Consider the following 22,285-nt stretch of genomic DNA (forward strand, 5'->3'; position numbering starts at 1 on the left):
TTATTGACCTTTTTCGAGTAGCAATGCATCCTTGTCGAGTGATTCACCTTCTTCTAATAGTACACCTAGGAATGGAAGATCGCGATATAAACCGCCATAGTCTAATCCATAGCCAACGACAAATAACGAAGGAATAGAAAATCCTGTGTAATCTACTTGCAAATCGTGTTTTAGAGCATCTTTTTTTAATAATAGACTACAAACTTTGAGTGTTTTTGGAGACATTTTTTGCAAGTATTCTTTTAAAAATACAACTGTGTTTCCCGTATCAACAATATCTTCTACTAAGATAATATTTCGCCCTTCAATTTTTTTAGGGTCAATATCCAATACCATTTTTACGTTACCTGAGGAAACTTTGCCATCTCCATAGGAAGAAACTTTTACAAATTCACATTGGAGAGGGAGATCTATCGCTCTTGCTAAATCAGCGGCAAATATAAAGGCGCCACTCAGTACTGTGAGAATGGTTATCTCTTCGTCTTGGTAGTGGTTGTTAATTTCTTCTGCTAATTCTTGGATACGTTCTTCTAATTCTTCGCAAGAGAGAATCTCTTCTATATTTGACATTTTCTGACCTTTACTCTAAGATTGGCACGCCTGAATTTTTTCGACTAATAATGCATTTAAATTATGTCCAGAGCGGTGAGCGTACAACTTACCTTCTAAGCGTGCTCCTAGTAGGAAAAAATCTCCTACAATATCTAAAATTTTATGACGGGTGAATTCATCGGCAAAACGCAATTCATTATCGATAATGCTACCATCATCATCTATTACCAAGGTGTTTTTGACGGTGGCTCCCTTGCCTAAACCAAACTTTTGCAATGCCTCAACTTCTTTTTTTAGTACAAATGTTCTTGCCGGGGCAATTTCTTTGATAAAACTATCCTTGGTTATTTCCAAGGAGAACACTTGTTTGGGAAAAAAGTCTAGGTCATGGTCAAGAGTGTATTCTATATGAAACCCTGTGTCAGGCATCGCTTTGATGCTTGCTTTGTCACGATCTACTTGAAGTTCCGAATCTATTTTGATGGTCTTACCGGTACCTTGTTCTTCTATGCCAGCATCCATAAGAGCCTGGCAAAAAGGTAAGGCACTGCCATCTGCACCAGGCAATTCGGGTCCACTGATTTCAACAAGTAGGTTATCGATACCTAGGCCATAACATGCTGCCAGAAAATGTTCTGGTGTTTGTATTTCAACACCGTCATTTACCAGTGCTGTACGGCGTTGACGATAATCGATGTAATCAATACTCGCGGGAACTTTTGGCCGCGATTCAATATCTGTACGTACAAATACGACACCATGACCGGTATCAGCAGGATGAATATTGAGTTTTACGTTTTCTCCTGTGTGTAAACCAATACCTTCAAAATGTGCAATGTTAGATATAGTTGCCATATTTCTTTCCGTTAAAAAGGCTTACCAAATGAAAAACTAAAAATTTGTTCGTCATCAGTATCTTCAGCTATGATGGGGATACCAAAGTCTAATGCAAATGGACGTGGTCCAAGTGCAGGTACTTTGATTCTAAAACCAAAACCAATAGATAATCTAAATTCGTCGAATATAACATCGACATCACCAACTTCAGGAGCAACACTTCCGAAGTCGGAGAACAATACCATACGGAATGTATTTTGGAATATAGGTATCGAATATTCGATGGTATTGACAAATAGAAGCTCTCCTCCTAAAGGGTCTTCTAAAAATTCTTGGTCAAGAGGACCTACCGTTCTAAATTCAAAACCTCTAATCGAACTAGCGCCACCGGCAAAAAATCGTTCAAATATCGGGACGCGATCGGTGTCAAGGTGTGGTAATGCAAACCCCATACGACTCCCGAGGCTCAAAATATGTTTAAATCCATCGTCATTGGTGTAAATTGTTTGAAACCATGCCAGACGAAGGTTAACTTTGGAGAAATCGTGGTCTCCACCCAATGCAGTCCCGGCAATTTCATACGAAACTCCAAAAATGTACCCGCGTGCGGGAAGAATGAAATCGTCGCGTGTATCTATGGTTAGATCGAAAATGAGACTTGATAGAAGGTTATCTCCTTCCACATCTTCAACATCCACGGGGGCATCATCATCAAGGTTGTTGATGTTTACATTTTCTAGACGATAGCTCAAACTTACTCGGGTATCAATGTCCAAGTTACGTCCAAAAGTAATTTTTCCTCCGAAACGTTCTTCGTCAAAGGATTCGCGTAGTCGTTCATTGGAAAATAGATTGACTCCAAAGATAATATTGTATCCAAGTAACCGCGGTTCTTGAAAGTCGACATTAAAGCGCAAGATTTCTCCACCAGCTTGCAACCTTACCGATAGGGTTTGGCCAGCTCCTGTGAAACTAACACCACTGAAAAACTCGTCAAAACTTTTCGGCCATTTTGTGATGTCAAAATTTCGCTTAGTAACAGATACCTCGCCGACGACACCTATGTCTGAGGTAATCCCTGCAGCAAAACGCAAGTTTCCTGTTCGACCTTCTGTTACGCGAATCGCGATATCTTTCCAATCGGCATCCGGTGTATCTTGTAAGTCCATTTTGATGGTTTCGAAGAAATTCAGTCGACGCAGCTTTTGCTGGCTAACTTCTACTTTACCCATGTTGAAGCGTTCCCCGGGATTCACTGTTATATTGTCGCGTATTACGCGGTCTTTGGTGGGGTCGTTACCGGAAATATCTATTTTTTGTACATAGACTTCGTTGCCTTCGGTAATATCATAGGTAATGTCTACAACACGTGCATTGAGTGTGGGCAATGTGAATCGCGGTCGGGCTTTGGCGTTCATAAATCCATTTTCGCCATAAATTCTTTCAACACGTGCTTTGTCTTGAAACATGTCTGCTTGTTTAAATGGGTTGTCTTTTTTGAGCCTTAGACGTGCAAAAAGTTCTTCTTCGGTGAAAGTCGTGTTTCCTACGATTTTGACGGAATTAACTTTATAGAGTGGACCTTCATTTATGCTGATATTAATGCGCATTGCTTCGCGAGTTTCAGAGAATATGATATCTCTTAATTCTGCGCGCGCATCTAAGTATCCTTCGGAACGATAAAAGTTACGTATTAATATTAGGTCTTCATTTAAAACGGCTTCGTTGTAGATTACGGATGAAATAGCACCAGTTTCCTGTGTTTTAAGTAATTTTATGAGTTTTCCTTTGGCAAAATTGTGGTTACCAAAAAAGTTGATTTCTGAAATGTATACTGCTGGACCTTCATCGATGCGAAATTCTACATCAACCCAACCGTTACGCGGTACTAACTTTGTGGAAATTTCAACAAACAGGAAGCTTTCTTTTTGATAGAATTCTTTGAGTTTTATTTTATCTATCGACAACAAGTATGGAGCCAAATAGCGTTGATTGTCTATTTCTATGGTATCCAGAATTTGTTGTTTGGTGATATTTTGGTTACCAATAATTCTTACTTTCCCAAGTAGTTGATTTTCGATTACTAGAAACATTACTTTTAACCCACCACTGGCTTGTTCTAGCTTTACGTCTATATTTGAGAATAGCTTGAGTTTGTGTAGCTTCAAAATATCGTTACGTAATGATTGTGGTGAATAGTTTTTCCCTGGTTGTGTTTCTAACTTAGCCTTAATAAAATCTTCGCCAACTGTAATCAATCCCTTTATTTCTACTTCGTTTACCTTATTGCTCTGTGCAATTAAAAATGCTGAAAATATCCATATGAATAAAAGTAGACGAGCCATATATACCTCTTTACTGAAAATTTTATGGCAAATAATTTCGTTATCAACCACTGTTTGTGATAATAATACTGCCTGTTTTGTGACAAATACTATCCTAGATATTCCCAAATGAAAAATTTATTTTGTAGAATAGAGTCACATTATAGTTATTTTTGGTAACAAAGTAAACTTATTACCAAGTTAGTCTCTGGAGGATCGTTTTTGTTACATTTTTTTTTGAAAATTTTTTAGGAGAGGTTTTGTATGACTGCAAAGTAACCAAAAGTTACTTTGCATAAAGGAAGGTTTTGAGGTGAGATTAGTATTTGTATATGTTTATGTCGGTTTTTGATAACTAATGCCCATAAACTTCATATACTCCTTGATAAATCTCAGTTTGACACTTCCTGTAGGTCCGGTTCGGTTTTTGGCAACAATCACTTCCGAAATACCTGGTTCTGTGGTTTCTTTGTTGTAATATTCGTCGCGGTATAGAAAAAGTATACTATCAGCATCTTGTTCTAGAGCTCCCGATTCGCGAAGATCTGACATTCTTGGGCGATGATCATCGCGTGCGTCTACAGATCTGTTTAACTGAGAAAGTGCTATAATGGGTATATCTAATTCACGAGCAACTTCTTTCAATTTTCGCGAGATGAAGGATATCTCTTGTTGGCGGTTTTCTTTTTTTTCTTTTGGACCTTCAATTAATTGCAGATAGTCAATTATAATTAACTTAATATCATTTTTGGTTTTAAATCTACGTGCTTTAGCTTGAATTTCTCGAATAGAAATAGCTGGAGTATCATCTATGAAGATAGGAGCTTGGGCAAATACACTAGCATCAGTTGTTAGTATTTTATACTCTTTCTCGTCTACACCATAACTCAGTTTGTGGGGGCTAATGCGTGCTCGTGCACAAACCATGTTACGAGCTAATTGATCCTTTGACATCTCAATACTAAAAATTAAAACGCCTTCGCTTTGGCGCACTCCAACATTGTCAGCAATATTTAGTGCAAAACTAGTTTTTCCCATACTAGGTCGCGCTGCGAGAATATTGAGTGTTGAACCTTTTAAACCTGACAATAAGTTGTCTAAGTCGGGAAAACCCGAAGATAAACCTGGAGAATGATTACTGTTTTCTATATCCGCAAAGATATTGAGTAGTAAATTGTATATGTGTTCTGGTTCATTGACCGCTTTTTTTTGCGTTACTTCGTATATTAGCTGTTCGGCGCGGTCTAACAATTCTTCCGTGTCCATATTACCACTACGTGTCAATGTACCTATTTCATCAGCTGCAGCCATCAATTGCCGCAGAATCGACTTATCACGTACAACATGCGCGTAATGTTCGACATTTCCTGCAGAAGGTACACCTTCAACGAGTGAAAATAAGTATTCACTTCCACCTATTTGATCTAATAAACCCCTGGATCTTAGTTCTTCTTGAAGAACGATGACATCCAAGGGTTTATTGTTGTCATATAGGTGTGTCATTACTTCGAATATAACTTGGTTGGCGGGCACTAAAAAGCAACTTTTATTGAGAAGTTGAATTACCTCTCCTGCAATTTCTTCTTCGATCAACATAGAGCCAAGTACGCCAAATTCGGCAGCAATGCTATGAGGTGAATTTGGATCGTTTATTGTTTTATTCACCAGATTCCTGTTCTTTAACTACCCACACTTTGCTTTTTGCAACAACATCTTCGTGTAGAGTAATTTCAATTGGGAAAATTCCAAGAGACTTTATTGGATAAACATCTGGGTCTTCCAGTTTCAAATTGTCTGCTTTGACACAGTTAAAACCCAACTTGTTGTATTCAGCGGCGATTAAATCGTATGTCACTGATCCAAAAAGTGTGTCGTCTTCATTTGCTTTAACTTCGATATTACATGCCGCTTTTTGTAGATCTTTTGCAACGTCTTTTAGTTGTTCTTTTTCAAGGGCTTCTTGTTGTAACATGCGTTTTTTCGCTATTTCAACAAGACGAATATTTTCTGTTGTTGCAATAACACCCAGTCCCTGTGGGATTAAATAATTTCTTGCATATCCAGGCTTAACTTTTACATAACTACCTGTTTTTCCCAATTTGGGAACATCTTTTTTTAGTAAAAGCTCTATCATGGCGATTATCTCCATATACTACGATTTGTTATTTTAGAACTTCCGATACCGTAGCCATCGAAAGTTCTTATGTTTGAGAGAATAGTGAGAATTGAGTAGGCTACTCTTAAACAAAATGTTTAAAAAGTTCCTTATGGAGGCACTGAAGAAACTCTATTCGGGGTTTGTAAATAGTTTATTGTGATTCATTATCACTCGATTCACCGCTTTGATGTTGTGAATCGCTTTTTCCGTCAAACTCCTTGTCTTTGTTTTTAGAACGGCTCAGAAATTGCAAGGTATCGGCAACCACCCTTAATTTGCTGCGTCTTTCACCTGTACGAGTTTCCCATGTATCCAACTCCAAACGACCTTCTATAAATACAGGGCTACCTTTTGAGAGATGTTCATGACAAATTTCTGCTTTACGTCTCCACACAGTAATTTCAACAAAACATGTGTCTCGTCTTTTTTCGCCACTACTGGTTGTATAGTTGCGATTTACTGCTAAACCAAATTCAGCTACAGGCGTACCACTAGGTGTGTAACGTAAATCGGGCTTTCTCGTGAGATTTCCTATTAGAAAAACCTTATTTAAACTAGCCATTATTACCTTCCTATAGGAGTTATGTTCTGTGACAATGCATTTGCGCAAGATACCAAAATGATATATTATGCTTGTTTTCATTTAGGAGTATTAAAACTTACATTCCCCGTGTATGCCGCTAAAAGCATAGTAAGTTCGTGTAGAATTAAGCTTCCGCTCCTTCTGCCGCTTCTTCTTTTGTATCTTCTTGTGTTTCTTCTGTCTCTTGATCAATGGCTCGATCATATTTTACAATCATATTGCGAAGCACAACTTCTGAGAGTTGTATGTCTCTTTTTAAGGTAGCTATATTTTCGGCAGGCATTTGGAAATAAATTAGAAGATATGTTCCTCTCTTACGGCCTTTTATTTCGTATGCCAGTCTTCTTTCTCCCCATTTTTTAGCACTTACGATCTGACCTTCTCTACGTTCGATCAATGCTATCACTTTATTTTTTAAACCATCCCAGTCTTGGTTGGCTAGTGTGGGGTCTAGCAAAAATAGTCCTTCGTAGGTTCTAGATACCATACTATTTTCCTATAATCTAATAACTGATTTATTGTATTATTCTTGACAAAGCCATTGTTGGCACATTTCTTTGGCAGACACGATCGCATCATTAATAGAGGGAAGTTCTTCGTCGGAAAACCGAGACAGTACATGAGAAACAAGATCGCAATCTTTATTTTCTCCTATCCCCATTTTCAGCCTTGCAAAACATTCGGAATCAAGGTGTTTTATAATGGATTTGAGTCCATTGTGTCCACCACTACTTCCTTTTAGGCGCAAACGATTCTTACCTACAGGTAAACTTATATCATCTACAACAACAAGCAGTGACTGATTATCTAACTGAAAATAGTCGAGCATTTTTTTTGCTGCTTCCCCCGATAAATTTACATATGTCAGGGGTTTTACCAGTAAAACATCTTTGTTGCGAAACCGATAAAATGCGATTAATGATCTAAATTTTTCTTTGTTAAAAGAGATGTTCCAGTCTTTGGCTAAATTATCAACAACTGCAAATCCTAAATTATGCCGCGTATGGGCATATTTTTCACCAGGATTTCCAATACCAAGTATAATTTTATCTACACTGTTTGTGTGTTGACAACTAAAAAATGAAAAAATTTTGTCAAACAACTAAACTATTTCTCCTCTTCGCCTTCCGCAGCAGTTTTACCTTTAGCTTTACGAGGAGGTCTAACAATTACCAACATTGTTTCACTATGGTTGGCAACTTTGTACTTGTCTGATGATCCAAGATCTTTTACGCGAAGTTGTTCTGATATATCTAGACCAGAAATGTCGACGGTAATAGATTTGGGAATGTCACTTGGTAGACAAGTTACATTGACTTTCTTCAAACGTATGTTGGTGGCACCACCGAATTGAATACCTTTAGGTGTTCCTTTGAAATCAAGTTCCACAGGTACGGTGATTTCTTTATCTGATGAAATGCGGAGAAAATCGACATGGACAACTTCGTCGCCAAATGAATCGTACTGAACTTTTTGTACGATGGCTTCTTGTTCTTTACCGTCCATTTGTAGAGCCAGTATACGGTCTTTTTGCCGTTGGTATGTTACAAAATCTTCATTAGAAAATTGAATATGTAACGACTCTTTTTTTTCTCCGTATAATACGCCAGGGACATCACCACTTTGGCGTACTCTTTTACAAGCATTGCTTCCAATAAGGCTTCTTTGCTTTATAGAAAGGGGCACACTCACAACGATTTCCTTTCCAACTAACTTTTTCCAAAATATTGAAATAAGTAACTCACAGACTCACTGTTATTGATTCGCCTGATACACTCTCCTAACATAGGAGCAAGCGAAATTACCTTCAAATTATCTAATTGCTTTGATCCTGGTATGGGAATGCTGTCGCTAACGACAATTTCCTCTACAGGTAGTTTTTGTAGTTTTTCAGTAGCATTACCGCATAAAACGGGGTGAGTCGCACATATGTATATCTTCTTTGCACCTTTATCTTTGAGAAAGCGACATGCTTCTGCAATAGAACCTCCTGTGCTGATCATGTCGTCCACAAGCAAGGCATTTTTTTGATCAACGTCTCCAATAATATTTAGAGAACTTACTTTTTCTGCAGACTCACGCCTTTTATCTACGATTGCTAGGTCCCCATGGAGACGTTTGGCATAAGAACGGGCTTGTTTGAGACTTCCTACATCTGGACTTACGACTACAAGATCAGGTATTTTGAGGCTCTCAAAATATGGAACGAAAACGGAACCTGCTAAAAGGTGATCTACAGGAATATCAAAAAAACCTTGGATTTGTGCTGCGTGTAAATCTACAGTAAGAACTCTATCAACACCGGAATTGACCAATAGATTCGCGACTAACTTTGCTGTTATAGGCACACGGCCTTCGTCTTTACGATCTTTACGTGCATAACCATAGTAGGGAATCACCGCGGTGATTCTATCTGCGGATGCTCGGCGAAGACAATCTATCAGAATCAGTAATTCCATTAGATTTTCGTTTGCTGGACAGCAAGTTGGCTGTACAATGAAAACATCAGCGCCCCTCACATCACTTTCAACTTTTACATCAACTTCTTTGTCTGGAAATCGGCCAATGTAAACTTTACCTTGTGAAACGTTTAAGTATTCACAGATTTTGTTAGTTAATTGCGGATGTGCTGTTCCTGAAAAAATTAGTAGGCGATCTCGTCTCATTTGAAAAGATTTGGTTGGTTTGTTAAATTGTGGATAAAATATCTATAATTTATCAAACTATCCTATATAAGGTGCAGTATTGTTTATTGTAACTCTATATAACAATTATATTAGAGTACTTTGTAATGAAAAAATCACTATAAAAAGAAAAAGAATCGGTTTGCGCCGATTCTTTTTTTTGGCTACCCCGTAAGGACTCGAACCTTAACTTACAGAACCAAAATCTGCAGTGCTACCAATTACACCACGGGGTAGTGATTTTTCGACGTAATTATAAGACCTATTTCATTAATGTCAATACCTTTTTTGAAATTTTTTTGAAATTTTTATAAAGAAGCCACTTCTTTTTAGAATAGTGGCTTGGTACTAAGGCGTGTCATCAATTAAAGTTTGCTTAATTGAGACATGCCTTAATCGAAAAATCATTATTGTTTTTTGGGGAAAGATTTCTTTACCGTTTCTTGTATCAAAGTGTCTTTCGGAATGTAGGGTAGTGTTATGTGATTTGTTTCGTCGTTATATTCCATACAAGTTTTTATAGAGTTGGTGTTGCGTGCCCAAGCTCTTCTTGCGACACCGCCCATGACATCCCAACTCATGGCCAGTTTGATAATTTTGTCAATGCGCTCGCTACCGTCGAGAAGTAGACCAAAGCCACCATTTACGGATTTACCAATACCCACACCGCCACCATTGTGAAGGACCACAAGGCTCATTCCACGTGCAGCATTACCAGCAAAACACTGTATTGCCATATCGGCCATCACATTGCTTCCGTCTTTAATATTCGCGGTTTCGCGAAAAGGAGAGTCTGTGCCACCAGTATCGTGATGATCACGGCCCAACATAATAGGGCCAACCTCACCTTTTCTCACCATATCGTTAAATTTTAGAGCTATCTTCACTCGTCCGCCAGCATCTTGGTATAGTATGCGTGCTTGGGAGCCAACCACCATTTTATTTTTGGCAGCATCGCGAACCCATACATAGTTGTCTTTGTCTTGTATGCGTCTTTCTGGATCTATACACTCCAGCGCTGCTTGGTCTGTTTTTTGTAAGTCGCTTTCTTTTCCCGTTAAACATACCCAGCGAAACGGTCCATATCCGTAATCAAAAAGTTCTGGGCCAAGGATATCTTCCACGTAAGAAGGAAAAATAAAGCCATCTGTTTCATCAATTCCATTTTTGGCAATTTCTTGGACTCCAGCATCAAACACGGCTTTCATAAAACTATTGCCATAGTCGAAAAAGTATGTTCCTTTTTCCACAAGAGATTTAACGTGTTTGTAGTGTTCACGCAACGATTTATCAACTAAAGATTTGAATTTTTCACGGTCTTTTTTGAGTAGCTCTGTTCTTTCGGCGAATGAGATACCTTGAGGTGTGTATCCACCTTCGTAGACGGCATGACAAGACGTTTGGTCCGATAGTAAGTCGATGGTAACGTCATTTTCTACGGCAAATGCCAACAGGTCAACGATATTGCCGTTAAAGGCGATGGAAATAGACTCGCGTTTTTCTTGATATTCTTTGGCAATCGCAAATGCGTCGCTAACGCTGCTTGTTACCGTACCCACCCATCCTTGTTCATGACGTGTTTGGATGCGTGACGCGTCTGTCTCTGCTATAATTCCCACACCTTGTGCAATTTCAATGGATTTGGCTTGTGCACCACTCATACCACCTAAACCAGACGACACAAACAGTCGTCCACGCAGATCGTCACCCGTACCTAGTTTTATTCTACCAGCATGAAGAAGTGTATTGTATGTTCCATGTACAATGCCTTGAGGGCCGATATACATCCAACCCCCTGCGGTCATTTGTCCGTAGTTGGCAACGCCCATTTGCGTTGCGGTGTGCCAACTTTCGGGGTTGTTGAATAGACCAATCATCATACCATTGGTGATGATAACGCGTGGACTATTTACGCAAGAAGAAAAAAAACCCAAGGGATGCCCGGACTCAATCACCAGAGTTTGGTCTTCTGTTAAATTTTGTAGATATTTTTTTATTAAGCGAAACTGCAACCAGTTTTGACAGACCTGTCCTGTTTCACCGTAGGTGACAAGTTCATAGGGGTACAGGGCAACGTTAAAATCAAGATTGTTATCCATCATTAACTGAAAAGCTTTGCCTGCAAGACAACGCCCTTCGTATTCTTCAATGTTTTTCGCCTTGATGTTTCCTTGAGGGCGATAGCGGTAAGCGTAAATTCTGCCGCGTTCCACTAATTCTGTCATAAACTCTTCTGCCAATTGGTCATGTAAATTTTCTGGGACATAACGCAATGCGTTTTTCAGTGCTACACGTGCTTGTTCCTCTCGCAAGGTAAATCCTCGATCAGGCGCACGACGAATGCCCTCCACAAAATTAGGGTATTCAGGTAGGTTTTCATCGAGTTTAATCGTCATTTTTTTTGAAATATCAATGTTAGTAATCATAAAAAAATCCTTTTTGTAGAACCTAAGGAATATTGAACGGTTATATTCTGTAGCGCATGATAACTTGTCCTGGCTAGACTCCCATTTTCAAGTTTATGTTGTCGGTTTATCATGTGGAATAGAATGGGTGTCAGGCTCGAATTAGGGAGTGTCATCAATTAAATAAACTTTCATGGATGACACTCCCTAAATGACCAAATAAATATTTACAAATATTGCGTAATACATTATGATCAGATGTCAAAATCTTTATGCGATTGCAAAGAAATTTACAAATAGGATGTGGATACGTTATTTTGTTTCACCTCCGCGGCGTAAAGATTCGTTTTATATAGAAAGACGTGGTACACTTAGTTTATGGAACATATTATATCTCTTCAAGATTTTCCCGATATATCATTGCTTTTTGGAACACAAAATTGCAACATTAAACTGATGAAAAAAAAATTTAATGTCGATATTCTCGCTCGGGATAATCTAAAAATATTAGGGGACGCACACTCTATAGAGTGTGTAACTAGTGTTGTTGAACAAGTAAAAAATAAGATACTAGCAAAAGGTAATATTAGCCAAAAAGAAATAGATAGTATTATCGAGAAACACTTACCCCAAGAAGAAAAAGAAAAGCCGCCTGTGGAGGAAAGCGAATATTTTCCTATTTCTCCACGAACCTTAGGCCAAAAAAACTATCTTTCCGCAATGAAAAAAAACGATATTGTTTTTGCGATAGGTCCTGCAGGAACCGGGAAAACTCATTTAGCGGTGGCGATGGCTCTTGACGCTTTACGTAAAAATGTTGTTCGCAAACTCATACTAGTGCGTCCTGCCGTCGAAGCAGGGGAAAAACTCGGTTTTTTACCTGGTGATTTCCAAGCTAAGGTAAATCCTTATCTCCGTCCTCTTTACGATTCCCTTTATGATTTGGGAGATTATACTAGAGTAAAGAAGTATATGGAAAAAAATATTATCGAAGTAGCACCATTGGCGTATATGCGCGGACGTACTCTAGAGAATGCCTTTATTATACTTGATGAGGCTCAAAACACCACAAGTGGACAGATGCGTATGTTTTTAACTCGCATGGGGCTTCATTCGAAAACCGTAGTTACCGGGGATCGAACTCAAGTGGACTTACCTCCTGGGCAAGTATCTGGTTTAGTGGAAGCGGAGAGAATTTTACAAGGTGTTCGTGGAATTGAATTTGCGCACCTAACACAAAATGATATTGTCCGCCATCGTTTAGTTCAAAGAATTGTAGATGCTTATGAAAAAAAATCGCAAAATAGTCATCACTAACGAGCAGTCGCATGTAGAGATAATTCCCTCTCAGATAAAAAAAGCTCTAGAATTAATACCAGAGCTGGATAATTTTCGTTTATCTATCGTTTATGTCGATGATGCCGAAATTAGCACTTTTAACGAGAGATATTTAAAACATACCGGACCAACAGATGTACTCAGCTTTCCTATTTCTTCTAAAGAAGGCGAACTGATTGTTTCGGCAGAGACAGCTTTACGTGAAGCTACGGAAAGAAAGATTGATGTGCAGGGGGAAATTTTGCTGTACACATTTCATGGTGTTTTGCATCTCTTGGGATATGATGATCACAGTGATGAAGAATACAAGGAAATGCATGCGATAGAAAAAAAACTTCTAGAACAATTAGGGTATACTTGGAGTTGGGATGATTAGAATTTACGTACTGCGAAAGGGTTTCAAATATGAAAAATAAAGTTTGCATATTGTTGCTAGTCATATTTTGTATAAGTATTGGTTACGCACAAAACGATTTAGAGTCACGGGTAGACAAATACGTAAAGTGGATGACGCGTAAGAAAAACCCTAATATTTGGGGAGCTGCGGCAAAATTATATGGCCTAGGCACCAATGTTTCTCCGGTAATAAAGCGCAAATACAATACACTACCAACTATCGCAAAAATTGGTTGCTTAAAAGCGCTCATCAGTCTTGGGGAGCTTGATTATACACAACAAAAGCTAGTTGAGATTCTCGAGGAAAGAAACCCAAGAGACCTAAAAATTATGGCCACGGGAATGTTGGAAGTTATTGGAGATTTTGAGTTAGAAGAGGAACTTCTCGAAGTCCACGACCGAGCATTTGATCCGTACGTAAAAATAGCCATCGCAAAACTCACATGGCAGATTTCGCGATCTCCTGATGCGATAAAATCGCTAAAAGGATTTCTAAAAGTGGACAACTTTCAACTACAAGCAGAAGCTGCCCTCGCTCTTGGCGAAGTCGGAAATATAAATATAGCACTACCTATCTTAAATCGATTAAAGGAACAGCCAACTCCTCAGGGGCGTATGGCGCAAATTTTACTCAATCACGAAGCGCAAGTAAGTCGTTATGAAACGCTGCTGAGTTCGCAGCCATCAACCCCTAAAGAAACGGTGACGAAAGATAAGCTAAAGTACCCGCTTGTTGATGAAGTTATTCGCAAGATCAATGAATATCATGTGGTGGGAGATAAGTTTACGAAAAAGAAGTTGATTAACTCCGCGGTAGATGGCGTTGTGGCCGGTACCGATGTTCACTCTGCTTTTTGGACAAAAGAGGAGTGGGACGACTTTGTACGAACCACGATTAATGAAGAGTATGTGGGGATTGGTGTGTATGTGGGGGAACAAGATGGACAATTTACAATTACTTCTCCGGTATACAGTGGACCAGCTTACAAGGCAGGAGTTCGCTCTTTGGATAAAGTTCTTGAGGTGAACGGTTGGTCAACACGCGATAAGACCATTGATGAAATTGTTAAAAAAATTAAAGGTGAAAAAGGAACGTCTGTAAAACTTAAGATATACCGCAATGGTTGGAGTAAAGCACGTGAAATAGAAGTAAATCGTGAAAAAATACGCGTACCTAGTTTATTTACGCAAATGCTGCCTGGAAATATTGGTTATATAAAACTGACCCAGTTTGGTCGAAAAGGTACCGAGGATATGGAAAAAGCTTTACGTCAACTGGAAAAGGACGGAATGAAGGCTTTTGTTCTCGATCTAAGAGGCAATGGCGGTGGTTTCTTACAAGTTGCTGTTGATATTGTGGACAAATTTATTTCCGGTAAGAAGCTCGTTGTATATAGTGAAGGCCGCCACCCACAAAAAGGCAAAAGATTTAATTATTATAGTACCAATAAAACGCACCCTGACTTTCCAATGGTTGTCTTGGTAGATGAGTCTTCAGCAAGCGCATCTGAAATTGTTGCCGGAGCGTTGAAGCACTACAAAAGAGCAGTGCTTATTGGCCAAAGAACATTTGGCAAAGGATCCGTTCAAGAGCCCATCGCTTTAGATACACGTCCTGGAGCAAGACTTAAACTGACAATTGCCCTGTATTATTTGCCAGATGGTAGTTGTATTCACAACATTATGGATGAAGATGGAAAAATTGTTGAACGCAAGGGGATTTCTCCCAACATCGAAGTGAGCTATAAAGACTTTGAAAGTTGGAAAAATGAAGAATATACTCGTTTAGAGGAAAAGAAAGCTTTTCAGAGTTATCTTGATAAACATTATCAACAAAACATTGAGAAATTTCACGGCCTTGCAGACAATGATCAATTGGACTACTCTAAATATCCTGAGTTCGAAGCTTGGTATACTTCTTTAAAAACAAAGGCTAGTAAAAATGATGTTCGTTATTGGTTACGAGCCAAAGTACGCGCAAGAGTTTCTGATGATCGCGGCAAGCAATATGCCTGTGACTATTTAGAGGATCCAATGTTGCAAAGAGGCATTTGGGAGCTTTGTAAGAAGATAAACATCGATGTGAAAGATTTGGAAGAATATCGTATCTTCGCTGAGGAATTAAAGGGGAAATAATTTTTAGGGCGGCGCAATAAATGCCGCCCATTTTTTTTTGACGTTAGGTAGGCTTTTGCAATTTTAGCTTATGAAGAATATGTCATCATCATTTTCTTCTTCTAGAACATCATCTCCCGAATCATCCATCATTATTGTGGGCTCTATCATTTTGTTTGTTTTGTAGTCCGTCACTTCTTTTTTCAACAAACTTTTCACCCCATTAATTATTGTGTAGCTTAGGGTACCTTGATTGAGTAACCTATCAAGATCTTCTTTTTCCATTTGTAAAAGGTTTAACGCTTCTGCAAATGAGTAGTACATTGAAGGATCTCCTTGTTGTGCTACAGGAGGGGTTACCTTTGGAGAATATACTTTTTTCGCCTGCTCGTTTTCTTCTGCGAAGTCATCGACTAGAGGAAGAACGATAGTGTTTTCATATTTTGGCTTAGGTTTTGAATTCTCTTCGTTGATAGATGAAGCTAAATCTTGAATGGGAATTGCATCCGCAGCATCATCATCGTCGTCATCGTCGTGCATTTGTGGTGCAAGGTGTTGTGGTATTATTGAATGTGATTGTGCTGTCGGTGTTGGTGTTTCTGGTACTGCTGGCGATGCTGGGGTCGGTTTATTGGGAACCTGCATGGAGTTTTGTACAAACTGCATTGAGCATAACTTGAGTAAGTCACTACGCTTGATATTTTTCAGCTTATTCATGCGATAGGTTTTTATCTCGTGTGATTTGATAATCTCCATCAACTCATCTGGGTCTACCTCTAGCTCTTGGGCAACTTCTGCAAGTGTGTAGAAAGATTTGGTAAATTCTTTTCGTGGAGCATCTTGTTTAGGTTGCGGCTGGTATGTATTTATTTCGATTGCTGGGGCCACGACTTCTGCTATGGGAGTGGGAGCTACAACTGGTGTAGGAATGCTTTCCTCCGGTGAAATGACCATAGCTGGCTGCGCAGGTTCTGTATATAGGTTGTCAATTTTGTTGTCAGGTGTGGCTGAAAAATCAATTTTCATGCTTGTACCTGTGTTTGCCGCGGGTATCACAATTGGTGCAAAATCGTCATCATCTTCTTCTACAACAAGTTCTTGGTTGGAAGGCATGACAATTGTCTGGTCGGCTTGTTTTTGTTGGCGATATTTGTCAACGTCTTCTTGGACGTAACGAATTTCCCCACCAACACTCAGGGTCTCAATTTCCCCATTTTCGACCATTTTTTCGAGACTTTCCTCTTCAAGTTGTAGTTCGCGTAGTGTTTGGTCTAGGGAGTATGTTTCTTTTTGTGGTATTGATATAGATGGTGAGCCTAGGTTTGTTGGAATGGCCAAACTCATTGCTTCTTCGTCTTCTACAACAATATCTCCACTGCTTCCGGGCATAACAATGGTTTTGTCGTCCATGAGGGTGCTGATCCAACGATCTATCTCTTCACAGGAAAACTTTACTTCTCCACCTTCTTGATGCGCCTGGATATCTCCATCTTCAATAAAACGCTGCAGGTCTTCATTTTCAATCTGCAACTTTGTCAAAGCCTCATCCCAGGAGTAGTACTTTTTATCACCTGAAGGTTGGTTGCCGCGCAAGAGGTGCTCATGATCTTTTTGCTTCTTGATTCTTTCAACATCAGCTTGTTGAAATTTTAGACTACCTTCATGTCTAACGGGATTTAATTGGCTACTCGCCATCAAATCATTGAGTTCTTTTGATGTAATCCCAAGTTTTTCTTTTACTTCACCAAATGTATACACACCAGACATTACATTTCCTCTACTGAAGTTGAAGTAAAGGTCATAGTAAGGGCTAACACGTCCCTACAAATCCCTAATGCTAATCAACAACACAACAAAACATTATTAACTCTAAATAACTATTATAACGAACATTTTTTCCAGTGTAAAGCGTATTTATGTTTGATTTTCTATTTCATCACAAACCTTGACACGATCTACGTATTCGTAAATAAAAGTCTTTATGTACGAAACGTCCTTCAATTTTTGCATTTTTTTCCACAGCACTTCATGCATAAAAAATACTTCAAAGGGAAGTTTGCCCATAAATACTTTGAGTGTAGGCTCGGACTTTTTGATAGTGGAGTTAGGCTTTTTTAAACAAAAAAGTTGATCTTTATCTACAATAAATAGCTTATCAGAACTAATTTTTTCTAATTTTGCTTCTTTTGAAATTTTTCGATTATTTTGTTTGAATAGGTGTTGTATATCCCCTATTTTTTCCCAAGAAAAACTCTTTGGTGGTTTTTTCTGGAAAAGAAACTCTCCTGGATGAAAAAGACTTTCTAGAAAAGAATGGTCTCTTTTTACGTCTTGAAAAGGGATGACAACTTTTGCACCATCAAAACAATGAATTTCAATTTCCACATCTTGCATAATTACATAGTGAATTTGTTCCCAAAAAAGGCATTTTTCAGAGAATAACTCACGTATTTTTATACCATGCTTGTACACAAAACACGTTTTGTAGCTTTTTAATACGGATGCAAAAATATTAATGCTACTAATTGTGATGACGATTGCAAATATAATTTTGTAAAAAAAATAAATTTCAGGTAAACTTGTCCATGGAATAATTACAAATATCCAAAGAAATATAGCAACATAAACGCATGTACTCAAAAGACGTTTCGCAAAATATTTTTTTGCATTGTACTCCGTTGGACTGTCTTTACACTTTTTGTCAAAATTTTCTTGTGTAAAATTTTGCGCAGTACAAAACTCTCTTCGTATTTGAGAAATTTTATCAAATGTACGTTGTACTTTATAACGAGTTGCAAACAACCGCGGAAGAGATTTTTGGCGAATACAAATAGCTATATAGTACAAATAAATGATGTTTAGCATACCCACGCTGTAAATAATACCAATGAGATATCTGTGGATGTATGGATGAGGAAATAGCATCACACATGAAAACAAACTCAAAATGGAAACAAATAGATACAGGGTTGAAGCGAAGAAAATAACAAAGGCTGTTTTTTTACGTTCTTTTTGATCTTCTTGAACGAAATAGCCCATGCGCCAACTCAAAATGGAGGATATTTTCCACACACAAGGGACGGATAAGCTATAAAAAACTAAGGTCATGTTTGTGATGGTAAATTCGATAACGGCAAAAATACCCGCATTGATAGATAGTAACAGTGCTGCGAACAGCAACAGCTTGAAAAACTTTTTATCGTGTATCATTTTTATCCTTGTTTATTTTTGAAGTAATGTCATTAAAATTCTTGCTCGTATGTGCTGAGAGTCGATAATGTCAATTTTTTTTGAGTGCTTGCTACTAGAAGTATACACCAAATATTTACCTGTTGTGAGTTTTGGAAGAATAAAATTACTTGCGACAGAAAAATTAGTAGGTATATTATCTACATAAAGTATGCCATCCTCTTTGTAAAGTGTGTTGTTTTTAGTTGCTATGATGTAGCATACATCTGTTTGAGTAATAACAATATCACTCGCATCTAGTTTTCTTCCATAACTGAAGTACCAATCAATGAGAACATAACCAGCAGGAAGGATTTTATCCTGAAAATTTATACTGCTGCGAATTGATAGTACAGAGAAACGCGTTGTTAAGTATATAACAGCAACTATAGATGTGTAAACTATGAATCTTCGCAATATTTTTTGTAATTTTTTCCATTTGTTGCTAGAATGAGACATGGTTCTTCCTGTTTAAACTTCATGTAAAATATGCAGCATTTTACGTTGCATTCGTAAAATGCGCAAACAAAATAAACAAAAATTCCGTTTTTGGCAAAATCTTAAGTAGAAAGGCGGATCACGTGGCTAAATACCCAAAAATAGATGGATATTTAATTGATAGCGTTCTAGGTGTCGGGGGAATGGGACAAGTTTTTAAAGCAAAACAAATCTCAATGGACCGCTACGTCGCCATTAAGGTTATTCCCAACACTACGGAAAACGAATCTTACATCAAAAGGTTTGAAAAAGAAGCCAAATCGGTAGCTAAACTTAATCATCCGAATATCGTAAGAGGAATTGATCACGGAAAAAACGATGAAGTGTGTTATTTTGTGATGGAATTCATCGAAGGCGTAAACCTACAATCCAGCCTAGAACAACAGACTTTTTCAGAAAAAAAAGCTCTTGAGATTGTACTGCAAATATCTCAGGCATTGAACCACGCTTACAAAAATGACATTATCCACCGCGATATAAAACCCGACAACATAATGATTACACCAGACAAACGCGTGTTGTTGTGCGATTTAGGGCTTGCAAAAAGTACTTCCCATAACACGACAGTGTCAGGTGGTATGATGGGAACTCCGCATTACATGTCTCCTGAGCAATGCCGTGGAGAGAAAGAGGTTGATACGCGAAGCGATATATATAACCTCGGAATAACACTTTTTCACATGATTACAGGGCATGTTCCATTTGATGCTCCACATGCTGCTGCCGTTTGCATGAAACACATTTCCAGCGAAATGCCAGACCCCAGAGATTCAAAAAATGTTTCTGCAGCAACTGTTGCTTTGATAAATAAAATGACGGCAAAAAAAACCAGCGACCGCTTCCAGAACCCGCAGGAGCTTATGACGCACATTCAAGATATTCTCGATGGCAAAATTGTGGCTCCCAAAGTGAATATTAGCAAAAATCGTACAAGGAAAGTGCAAACGCGACGCCTGAAGAGAGACCGCTTGGACCGTTTAACTTCTTCTCGTGACGCGAAAGAGCGAAATAAAAGTTTTAGCAGCTCCTCGACCAGTCGTTTGGCAAACCAACGAGCTAAAAGAAGTAACAATAATAATTTTTTGGTTATTGCCGTGGGGATCGTTCTGGGTTTAGTCGCATTTACACTGTTTATTAGCAGTGGTAATAATGTCGATGTTGATGCGTTATATGACGAAATAGTGACGCTTCTTAATGAGGACAAGTGGGGCGATGCTTTTGGAAAAGCCAAACACTACAACGACGTTATTTCAGATGAGAAACTTCGCCATATTGAAGAGCAAATGTCCTTGTTTGAAAAACATAGAGCCTCTATTCTTGTACAGCTAACCGAGCAAAATTATTCTCATGCGCACGTGTTGGCCACACAGGTAAAAGACAAAGTAGATCATGAAGCTATTATACCATATGTAAGCAAACTAAGCGTTCATGTCAACTCGTTACAAAGCGATACACTTGATGGTTTTGAAAAGAAAGTACCTGAGTTATCCGAATTTGAACTACAAAGTTTGATTGAGGAAATAGAACGTATCTCTTTTTCTCCGAGACATGTACGTCGTCAACAAGAACTTATCGCCGCCATTCAAAGGCAAATTGCCGCAAATAATGAAGAAGCGCAGTCTAAAAAAGAGTCTCCCAAGAACGAATGGGAAGAAATAAAAAATGTGGAGCCTCGAAACGAAAACAAAGAGGAACGCGAAGAAAAAACGTTGGACCCTGAACAAGAAAAACTCATTACACAACTAACAAAAATCAACGAACTTATCTCAGCGGGAGACATGGACAAAGCTTTAGACATTTTAGAGAAATCACAGTCATTGATCCAAAAATTTTCGTCAGAGAACGTTTTGTATCTTGAATTGGCAAAGATAGATGAAAGTATAAAGAAATACTTTACAAAAATATTAGAAGAACAAGGTCTTGCGGGTGTCGAAAAAATTCTGGGTTTGTATGTGCGAATGGTACCTTTTATAGAAGAAGAAATTTTAGGAAAGCAGTCTTTTATAAACGACGAAATGAAAAAACTCAAGGATGAAATCCTGAATACGTCTTTTGCGCAAGCACCAGACAATAGCGACTTATCTACATTTATGGAACTACTGAACTTTTTACGTGATCATCGTGATGCCTTAGAAGATTTGGATGAAGCGTGGATTGATACAACACGAAAGGCCTTTGAGCGATTTGTAAATTATTCACGGCGACATAGGGGGCAGCATTGGGAAAAACTCCTAGACCATCACGCAAGTGTTTTTGCCATTGAGATTGACGATGAAGATATCAAAGATTTAGAGGAAGATAATAAAGAACATTTACACGACCACATGACAAAAGTTTTGGGTAATTTATCGCGGCAACACAAATACAAAAGAGTGCAGAATGTGTGCCAAAAAACAAAAACTGTTTTTAACGATGAAGAATTAAATGCTTACTACGACGAGAAACGCAATGAAGCACGTATACGCGAGTTAATGGAATTACAAAGCAATAATAACTCCTTTTTTTATAATTTCGAGAGAAATCCCGATGGGGCAAAAGATTGGGTGTTAATGCGTATCAAGGGAAAACGCATAACCTCAAATAAAGCCGCAAGCAAATTTCCGGCTGTTGGTGGAGGGTACATACTCCTGTGGAAATTTCCAGTGACAGAGGAATTTGAAGTTGATGTAGAGATATGGAATCCTGTTAACCGTAGAACAAGACGTCGCAATCTGTCGGCCGGACGTTGGCCGAATTCTTTTGGTATCATAGGCTTGAGCGGAAAAGAGTCGCAGTTGATGTACTTGGTTCACCCTAAAACCATAGAAATTGGTACGGTCAACTCTAAGTTTGGTGGATTTAAGCTCATACGTCGTTTACGAAAAAAGTTCCCTCGTGGAGACGTTAACCCTCAAACAATTTTTTTTAAGGCAAAGACAAATCCATTGGATTTTCATATAAGGCAAAAAAACATCCAATTGGAAGATGAAGGATATGAGTTAAACAAAGATTTTTATATTGGAATTGTAAATCTCAAGTCACGTTATCCACTAATAATTAAATCTATACGAATACAAAATGCTCATTTTTATACCGAGAAATATCTAGAGAAAGAACATTTTAAATTTTAGAGATAGATTCCCATAACAAATAACGTTAGAATATGATCAAAAACTTCGACATTAAGA

Annotated in this window: 18 protein-coding genes and 1 tRNA gene; 4 read left to right on the forward strand and 15 right to left on the reverse strand. The window is 38.3% G+C overall.

Features of this window, described 5'->3' with window-relative positions:
- From hpt to UABAM_RS00875, 12 genes are all read right to left on the reverse strand, one after another.
- Positions 1-570, reverse strand: coding sequence for a hypoxanthine phosphoribosyltransferase (hpt, locus tag UABAM_RS00820; RefSeq protein ID WP_151966092.1), 570 nt, complete (start codon positions 568-570; stop codon positions 1-3).
- Positions 571-585: 15 nt separating this feature from the next.
- Positions 586-1,407, reverse strand: coding sequence for a UDP-3-O-acyl-N-acetylglucosamine deacetylase (gene lpxC / locus UABAM_RS00825; protein WP_151966093.1), 822 nt, complete (start codon positions 1,405-1,407; stop codon positions 586-588).
- An 11-nt stretch (positions 1,408-1,418) separates the two neighbouring features.
- Positions 1,419-3,734, reverse strand: coding sequence for an outer membrane protein assembly factor BamA (bamA, locus tag UABAM_RS00830; protein ID WP_151966094.1), 2,316 nt, complete (start codon positions 3,732-3,734; stop codon positions 1,419-1,421).
- A 315-nt stretch (positions 3,735-4,049) separates the two neighbouring features.
- Positions 4,050-5,378, reverse strand: coding sequence for a replicative DNA helicase (gene dnaB / locus UABAM_RS00835; RefSeq protein ID WP_151966095.1), 1,329 nt, complete (start codon positions 5,376-5,378; stop codon positions 4,050-4,052).
- On the reverse strand, positions 5,371-5,847 hold the full coding sequence (gene rplI, locus UABAM_RS00840; protein WP_173013057.1) for a 50S ribosomal protein L9: 477 nt from the start codon (positions 5,845-5,847) through the stop codon (positions 5,371-5,373). Before rplI ends, dnaB begins: the two co-directional genes overlap by 8 nt.
- A 175-nt stretch (positions 5,848-6,022) precedes the next feature.
- A complete protein-coding gene (locus tag UABAM_RS00845; RefSeq protein WP_151966097.1) occupies positions 6,023-6,433 on the reverse strand; it encodes a single-stranded DNA-binding protein in 411 nt (136 codons plus the stop codon).
- A gap of 145 nt (positions 6,434-6,578) precedes the next feature.
- A complete protein-coding gene (rpsF, locus tag UABAM_RS00850) occupies positions 6,579-6,941 on the reverse strand; it encodes a 30S ribosomal protein S6 (protein WP_151966098.1) in 363 nt (120 codons plus the stop codon).
- A gap of 36 nt (positions 6,942-6,977) precedes the next feature.
- Complete coding sequence (gene pth, locus UABAM_RS00855) at positions 6,978-7,556, reverse strand: aminoacyl-tRNA hydrolase (RefSeq protein ID WP_229759342.1); 579 nt, start codon at positions 7,554-7,556, stop codon at positions 6,978-6,980.
- A 5-nt stretch (positions 7,557-7,561) separates the two neighbouring features.
- Entirely contained in the window at positions 7,562-8,146 is a 585-nt protein-coding gene (locus UABAM_RS00860) for a 50S ribosomal protein L25 (RefSeq protein ID WP_173013058.1), read from the reverse strand.
- 17 nt (positions 8,147-8,163) lie between these two features.
- Complete coding sequence (locus UABAM_RS00865; protein WP_151966100.1) at positions 8,164-9,120, reverse strand: ribose-phosphate diphosphokinase; 957 nt, start codon at positions 9,118-9,120, stop codon at positions 8,164-8,166.
- Between the two features lie 179 nt (positions 9,121-9,299).
- Positions 9,300-9,374: transfer RNA gene (locus UABAM_RS00870), tRNA-Gln, on the reverse strand.
- Positions 9,375-9,545: 171 nt separating this feature from the next.
- A complete protein-coding gene (locus UABAM_RS00875; RefSeq protein WP_151966101.1) occupies positions 9,546-11,564 on the reverse strand; it encodes a urocanate hydratase in 2,019 nt (672 codons plus the stop codon).
- Between the two features lie 357 nt (positions 11,565-11,921).
- Here UABAM_RS00875 and UABAM_RS00880 point away from each other — a divergent pair, with 357 nt between their 5' ends.
- Genes UABAM_RS00880 through UABAM_RS00890 form a run of 3 tightly spaced genes read left to right on the forward strand, consistent with a single transcriptional unit; the run spans position 11,922 to position 15,413 of the window.
- On the forward strand, positions 11,922-12,860 hold the full coding sequence (locus tag UABAM_RS00880) for a PhoH family protein (RefSeq protein WP_151966102.1): 939 nt from the start codon (positions 11,922-11,924) through the stop codon (positions 12,858-12,860).
- The gene (gene ybeY, locus UABAM_RS00885) at positions 12,829-13,257 is read left to right on the forward strand and encodes an rRNA maturation RNase YbeY (protein WP_173013059.1); all 429 of its coding nucleotides are present in this window, start codon (positions 12,829-12,831) and stop codon (positions 13,255-13,257) included. The genes UABAM_RS00880 and ybeY overlap by 32 nt, the downstream gene beginning before the upstream one ends.
- 29 nt (positions 13,258-13,286) lie before the next feature.
- Complete coding sequence (locus UABAM_RS00890; RefSeq protein WP_151966104.1) at positions 13,287-15,413, forward strand: S41 family peptidase; 2,127 nt, start codon at positions 13,287-13,289, stop codon at positions 15,411-15,413.
- A 63-nt stretch (positions 15,414-15,476) separates the two neighbouring features.
- Here the strand turns inward: UABAM_RS00890 and UABAM_RS00895 are convergent, their stop codons facing one another.
- The 3 genes from UABAM_RS00895 to UABAM_RS00905 all read right to left on the reverse strand — a co-directional run bounded on the left by UABAM_RS00895 (position 15,477) and on the right by UABAM_RS00905 (position 19,079).
- Positions 15,477-17,159: a helix-turn-helix domain-containing protein gene (locus UABAM_RS00895; protein WP_151966105.1), complete on the reverse strand. Its 1,683-nt coding sequence runs from the start codon at positions 17,157-17,159 to the stop codon at positions 15,477-15,479.
- A gap of 147 nt (positions 17,160-17,306) precedes the next feature.
- On the reverse strand, positions 17,307-18,602 hold the full coding sequence (locus tag UABAM_RS00900) for a hypothetical protein (protein WP_151966106.1): 1,296 nt from the start codon (positions 18,600-18,602) through the stop codon (positions 17,307-17,309).
- 12 nt (positions 18,603-18,614) lie between these two features.
- A complete protein-coding gene (locus UABAM_RS00905) occupies positions 18,615-19,079 on the reverse strand; it encodes a hypothetical protein (protein ID WP_151966107.1) in 465 nt (154 codons plus the stop codon).
- Between the two features lie 122 nt (positions 19,080-19,201).
- Between UABAM_RS00905 and UABAM_RS00910 the strand changes: the two genes are divergently transcribed.
- Positions 19,202-22,228: a serine/threonine protein kinase gene (locus UABAM_RS00910; protein ID WP_151966108.1), complete on the forward strand. Its 3,027-nt coding sequence runs from the start codon at positions 19,202-19,204 to the stop codon at positions 22,226-22,228.
- The last annotated feature ends 57 nt before the right edge of the window (positions 22,229-22,285 follow it).

Source organism: Candidatus Uabimicrobium amorphum (assembly GCF_009002475.1).
Lineage (GTDB): Bacteria > Planctomycetota > Uabimicrobiia > Uabimicrobiales > Uabimicrobiaceae > Uabimicrobium > Uabimicrobium amorphum.

What these genes read in the sequence shown, in the direction of transcription:
- hpt (WP_151966092.1), bottom strand. Translation starts at nt 570, where the DNA reads ATGTCAAATATAGAAGAGATTCTCTCTTGCGAAGAATTAGAAGAACGT.
- lpxC (WP_151966093.1), bottom strand. Translation starts at nt 1,407, where the DNA reads ATGGCAACTATATCTAACATTGCACATTTTGAAGGTATTGGTTTACAC.
- bamA (WP_151966094.1), bottom strand. Translation starts at nt 3,734, where the DNA reads ATGGCTCGTCTACTTTTATTCATATGGATATTTTCAGCATTTTTAATT.
- rplI (WP_173013057.1), bottom strand. Translation starts at nt 5,847, where the DNA reads ATGATAGAGCTTTTACTAAAAAAAGATGTTCCCAAATTGGGAAAAACA.
- UABAM_RS00845 (WP_151966097.1), bottom strand. Translation starts at nt 6,433, where the DNA reads ATGGCTAGTTTAAATAAGGTTTTTCTAATAGGAAATCTCACGAGAAAG.
- rpsF (WP_151966098.1), bottom strand. Translation starts at nt 6,941, where the DNA reads ATGGTATCTAGAACCTACGAAGGACTATTTTTGCTAGACCCCACACTA.
- UABAM_RS00865 (WP_151966100.1), bottom strand. Translation starts at nt 9,120, where the DNA reads ATGAGACGAGATCGCCTACTAATTTTTTCAGGAACAGCACATCCGCAA.
- UABAM_RS00875 (WP_151966101.1), bottom strand. Translation starts at nt 11,564, where the DNA reads ATGATTACTAACATTGATATTTCAAAAAAAATGACGATTAAACTCGAT.
- UABAM_RS00880 (WP_151966102.1), top strand. Translation starts at nt 11,922, where the DNA reads ATGGAACATATTATATCTCTTCAAGATTTTCCCGATATATCATTGCTT.
- ybeY (WP_173013059.1), top strand. Translation starts at nt 12,829, where the DNA reads ATGAAAAAAAATCGCAAAATAGTCATCACTAACGAGCAGTCGCATGTA.
- UABAM_RS00890 (WP_151966104.1), top strand. Translation starts at nt 13,287, where the DNA reads ATGAAAAATAAAGTTTGCATATTGTTGCTAGTCATATTTTGTATAAGT.
- UABAM_RS00895 (WP_151966105.1), bottom strand. Translation starts at nt 17,159, where the DNA reads ATGTCTGGTGTGTATACATTTGGTGAAGTAAAAGAAAAACTTGGGATT.
- UABAM_RS00900 (WP_151966106.1), bottom strand. Translation starts at nt 18,602, where the DNA reads ATGATACACGATAAAAAGTTTTTCAAGCTGTTGCTGTTCGCAGCACTG.
- UABAM_RS00905 (WP_151966107.1), bottom strand. Translation starts at nt 19,079, where the DNA reads ATGTCTCATTCTAGCAACAAATGGAAAAAATTACAAAAAATATTGCGA.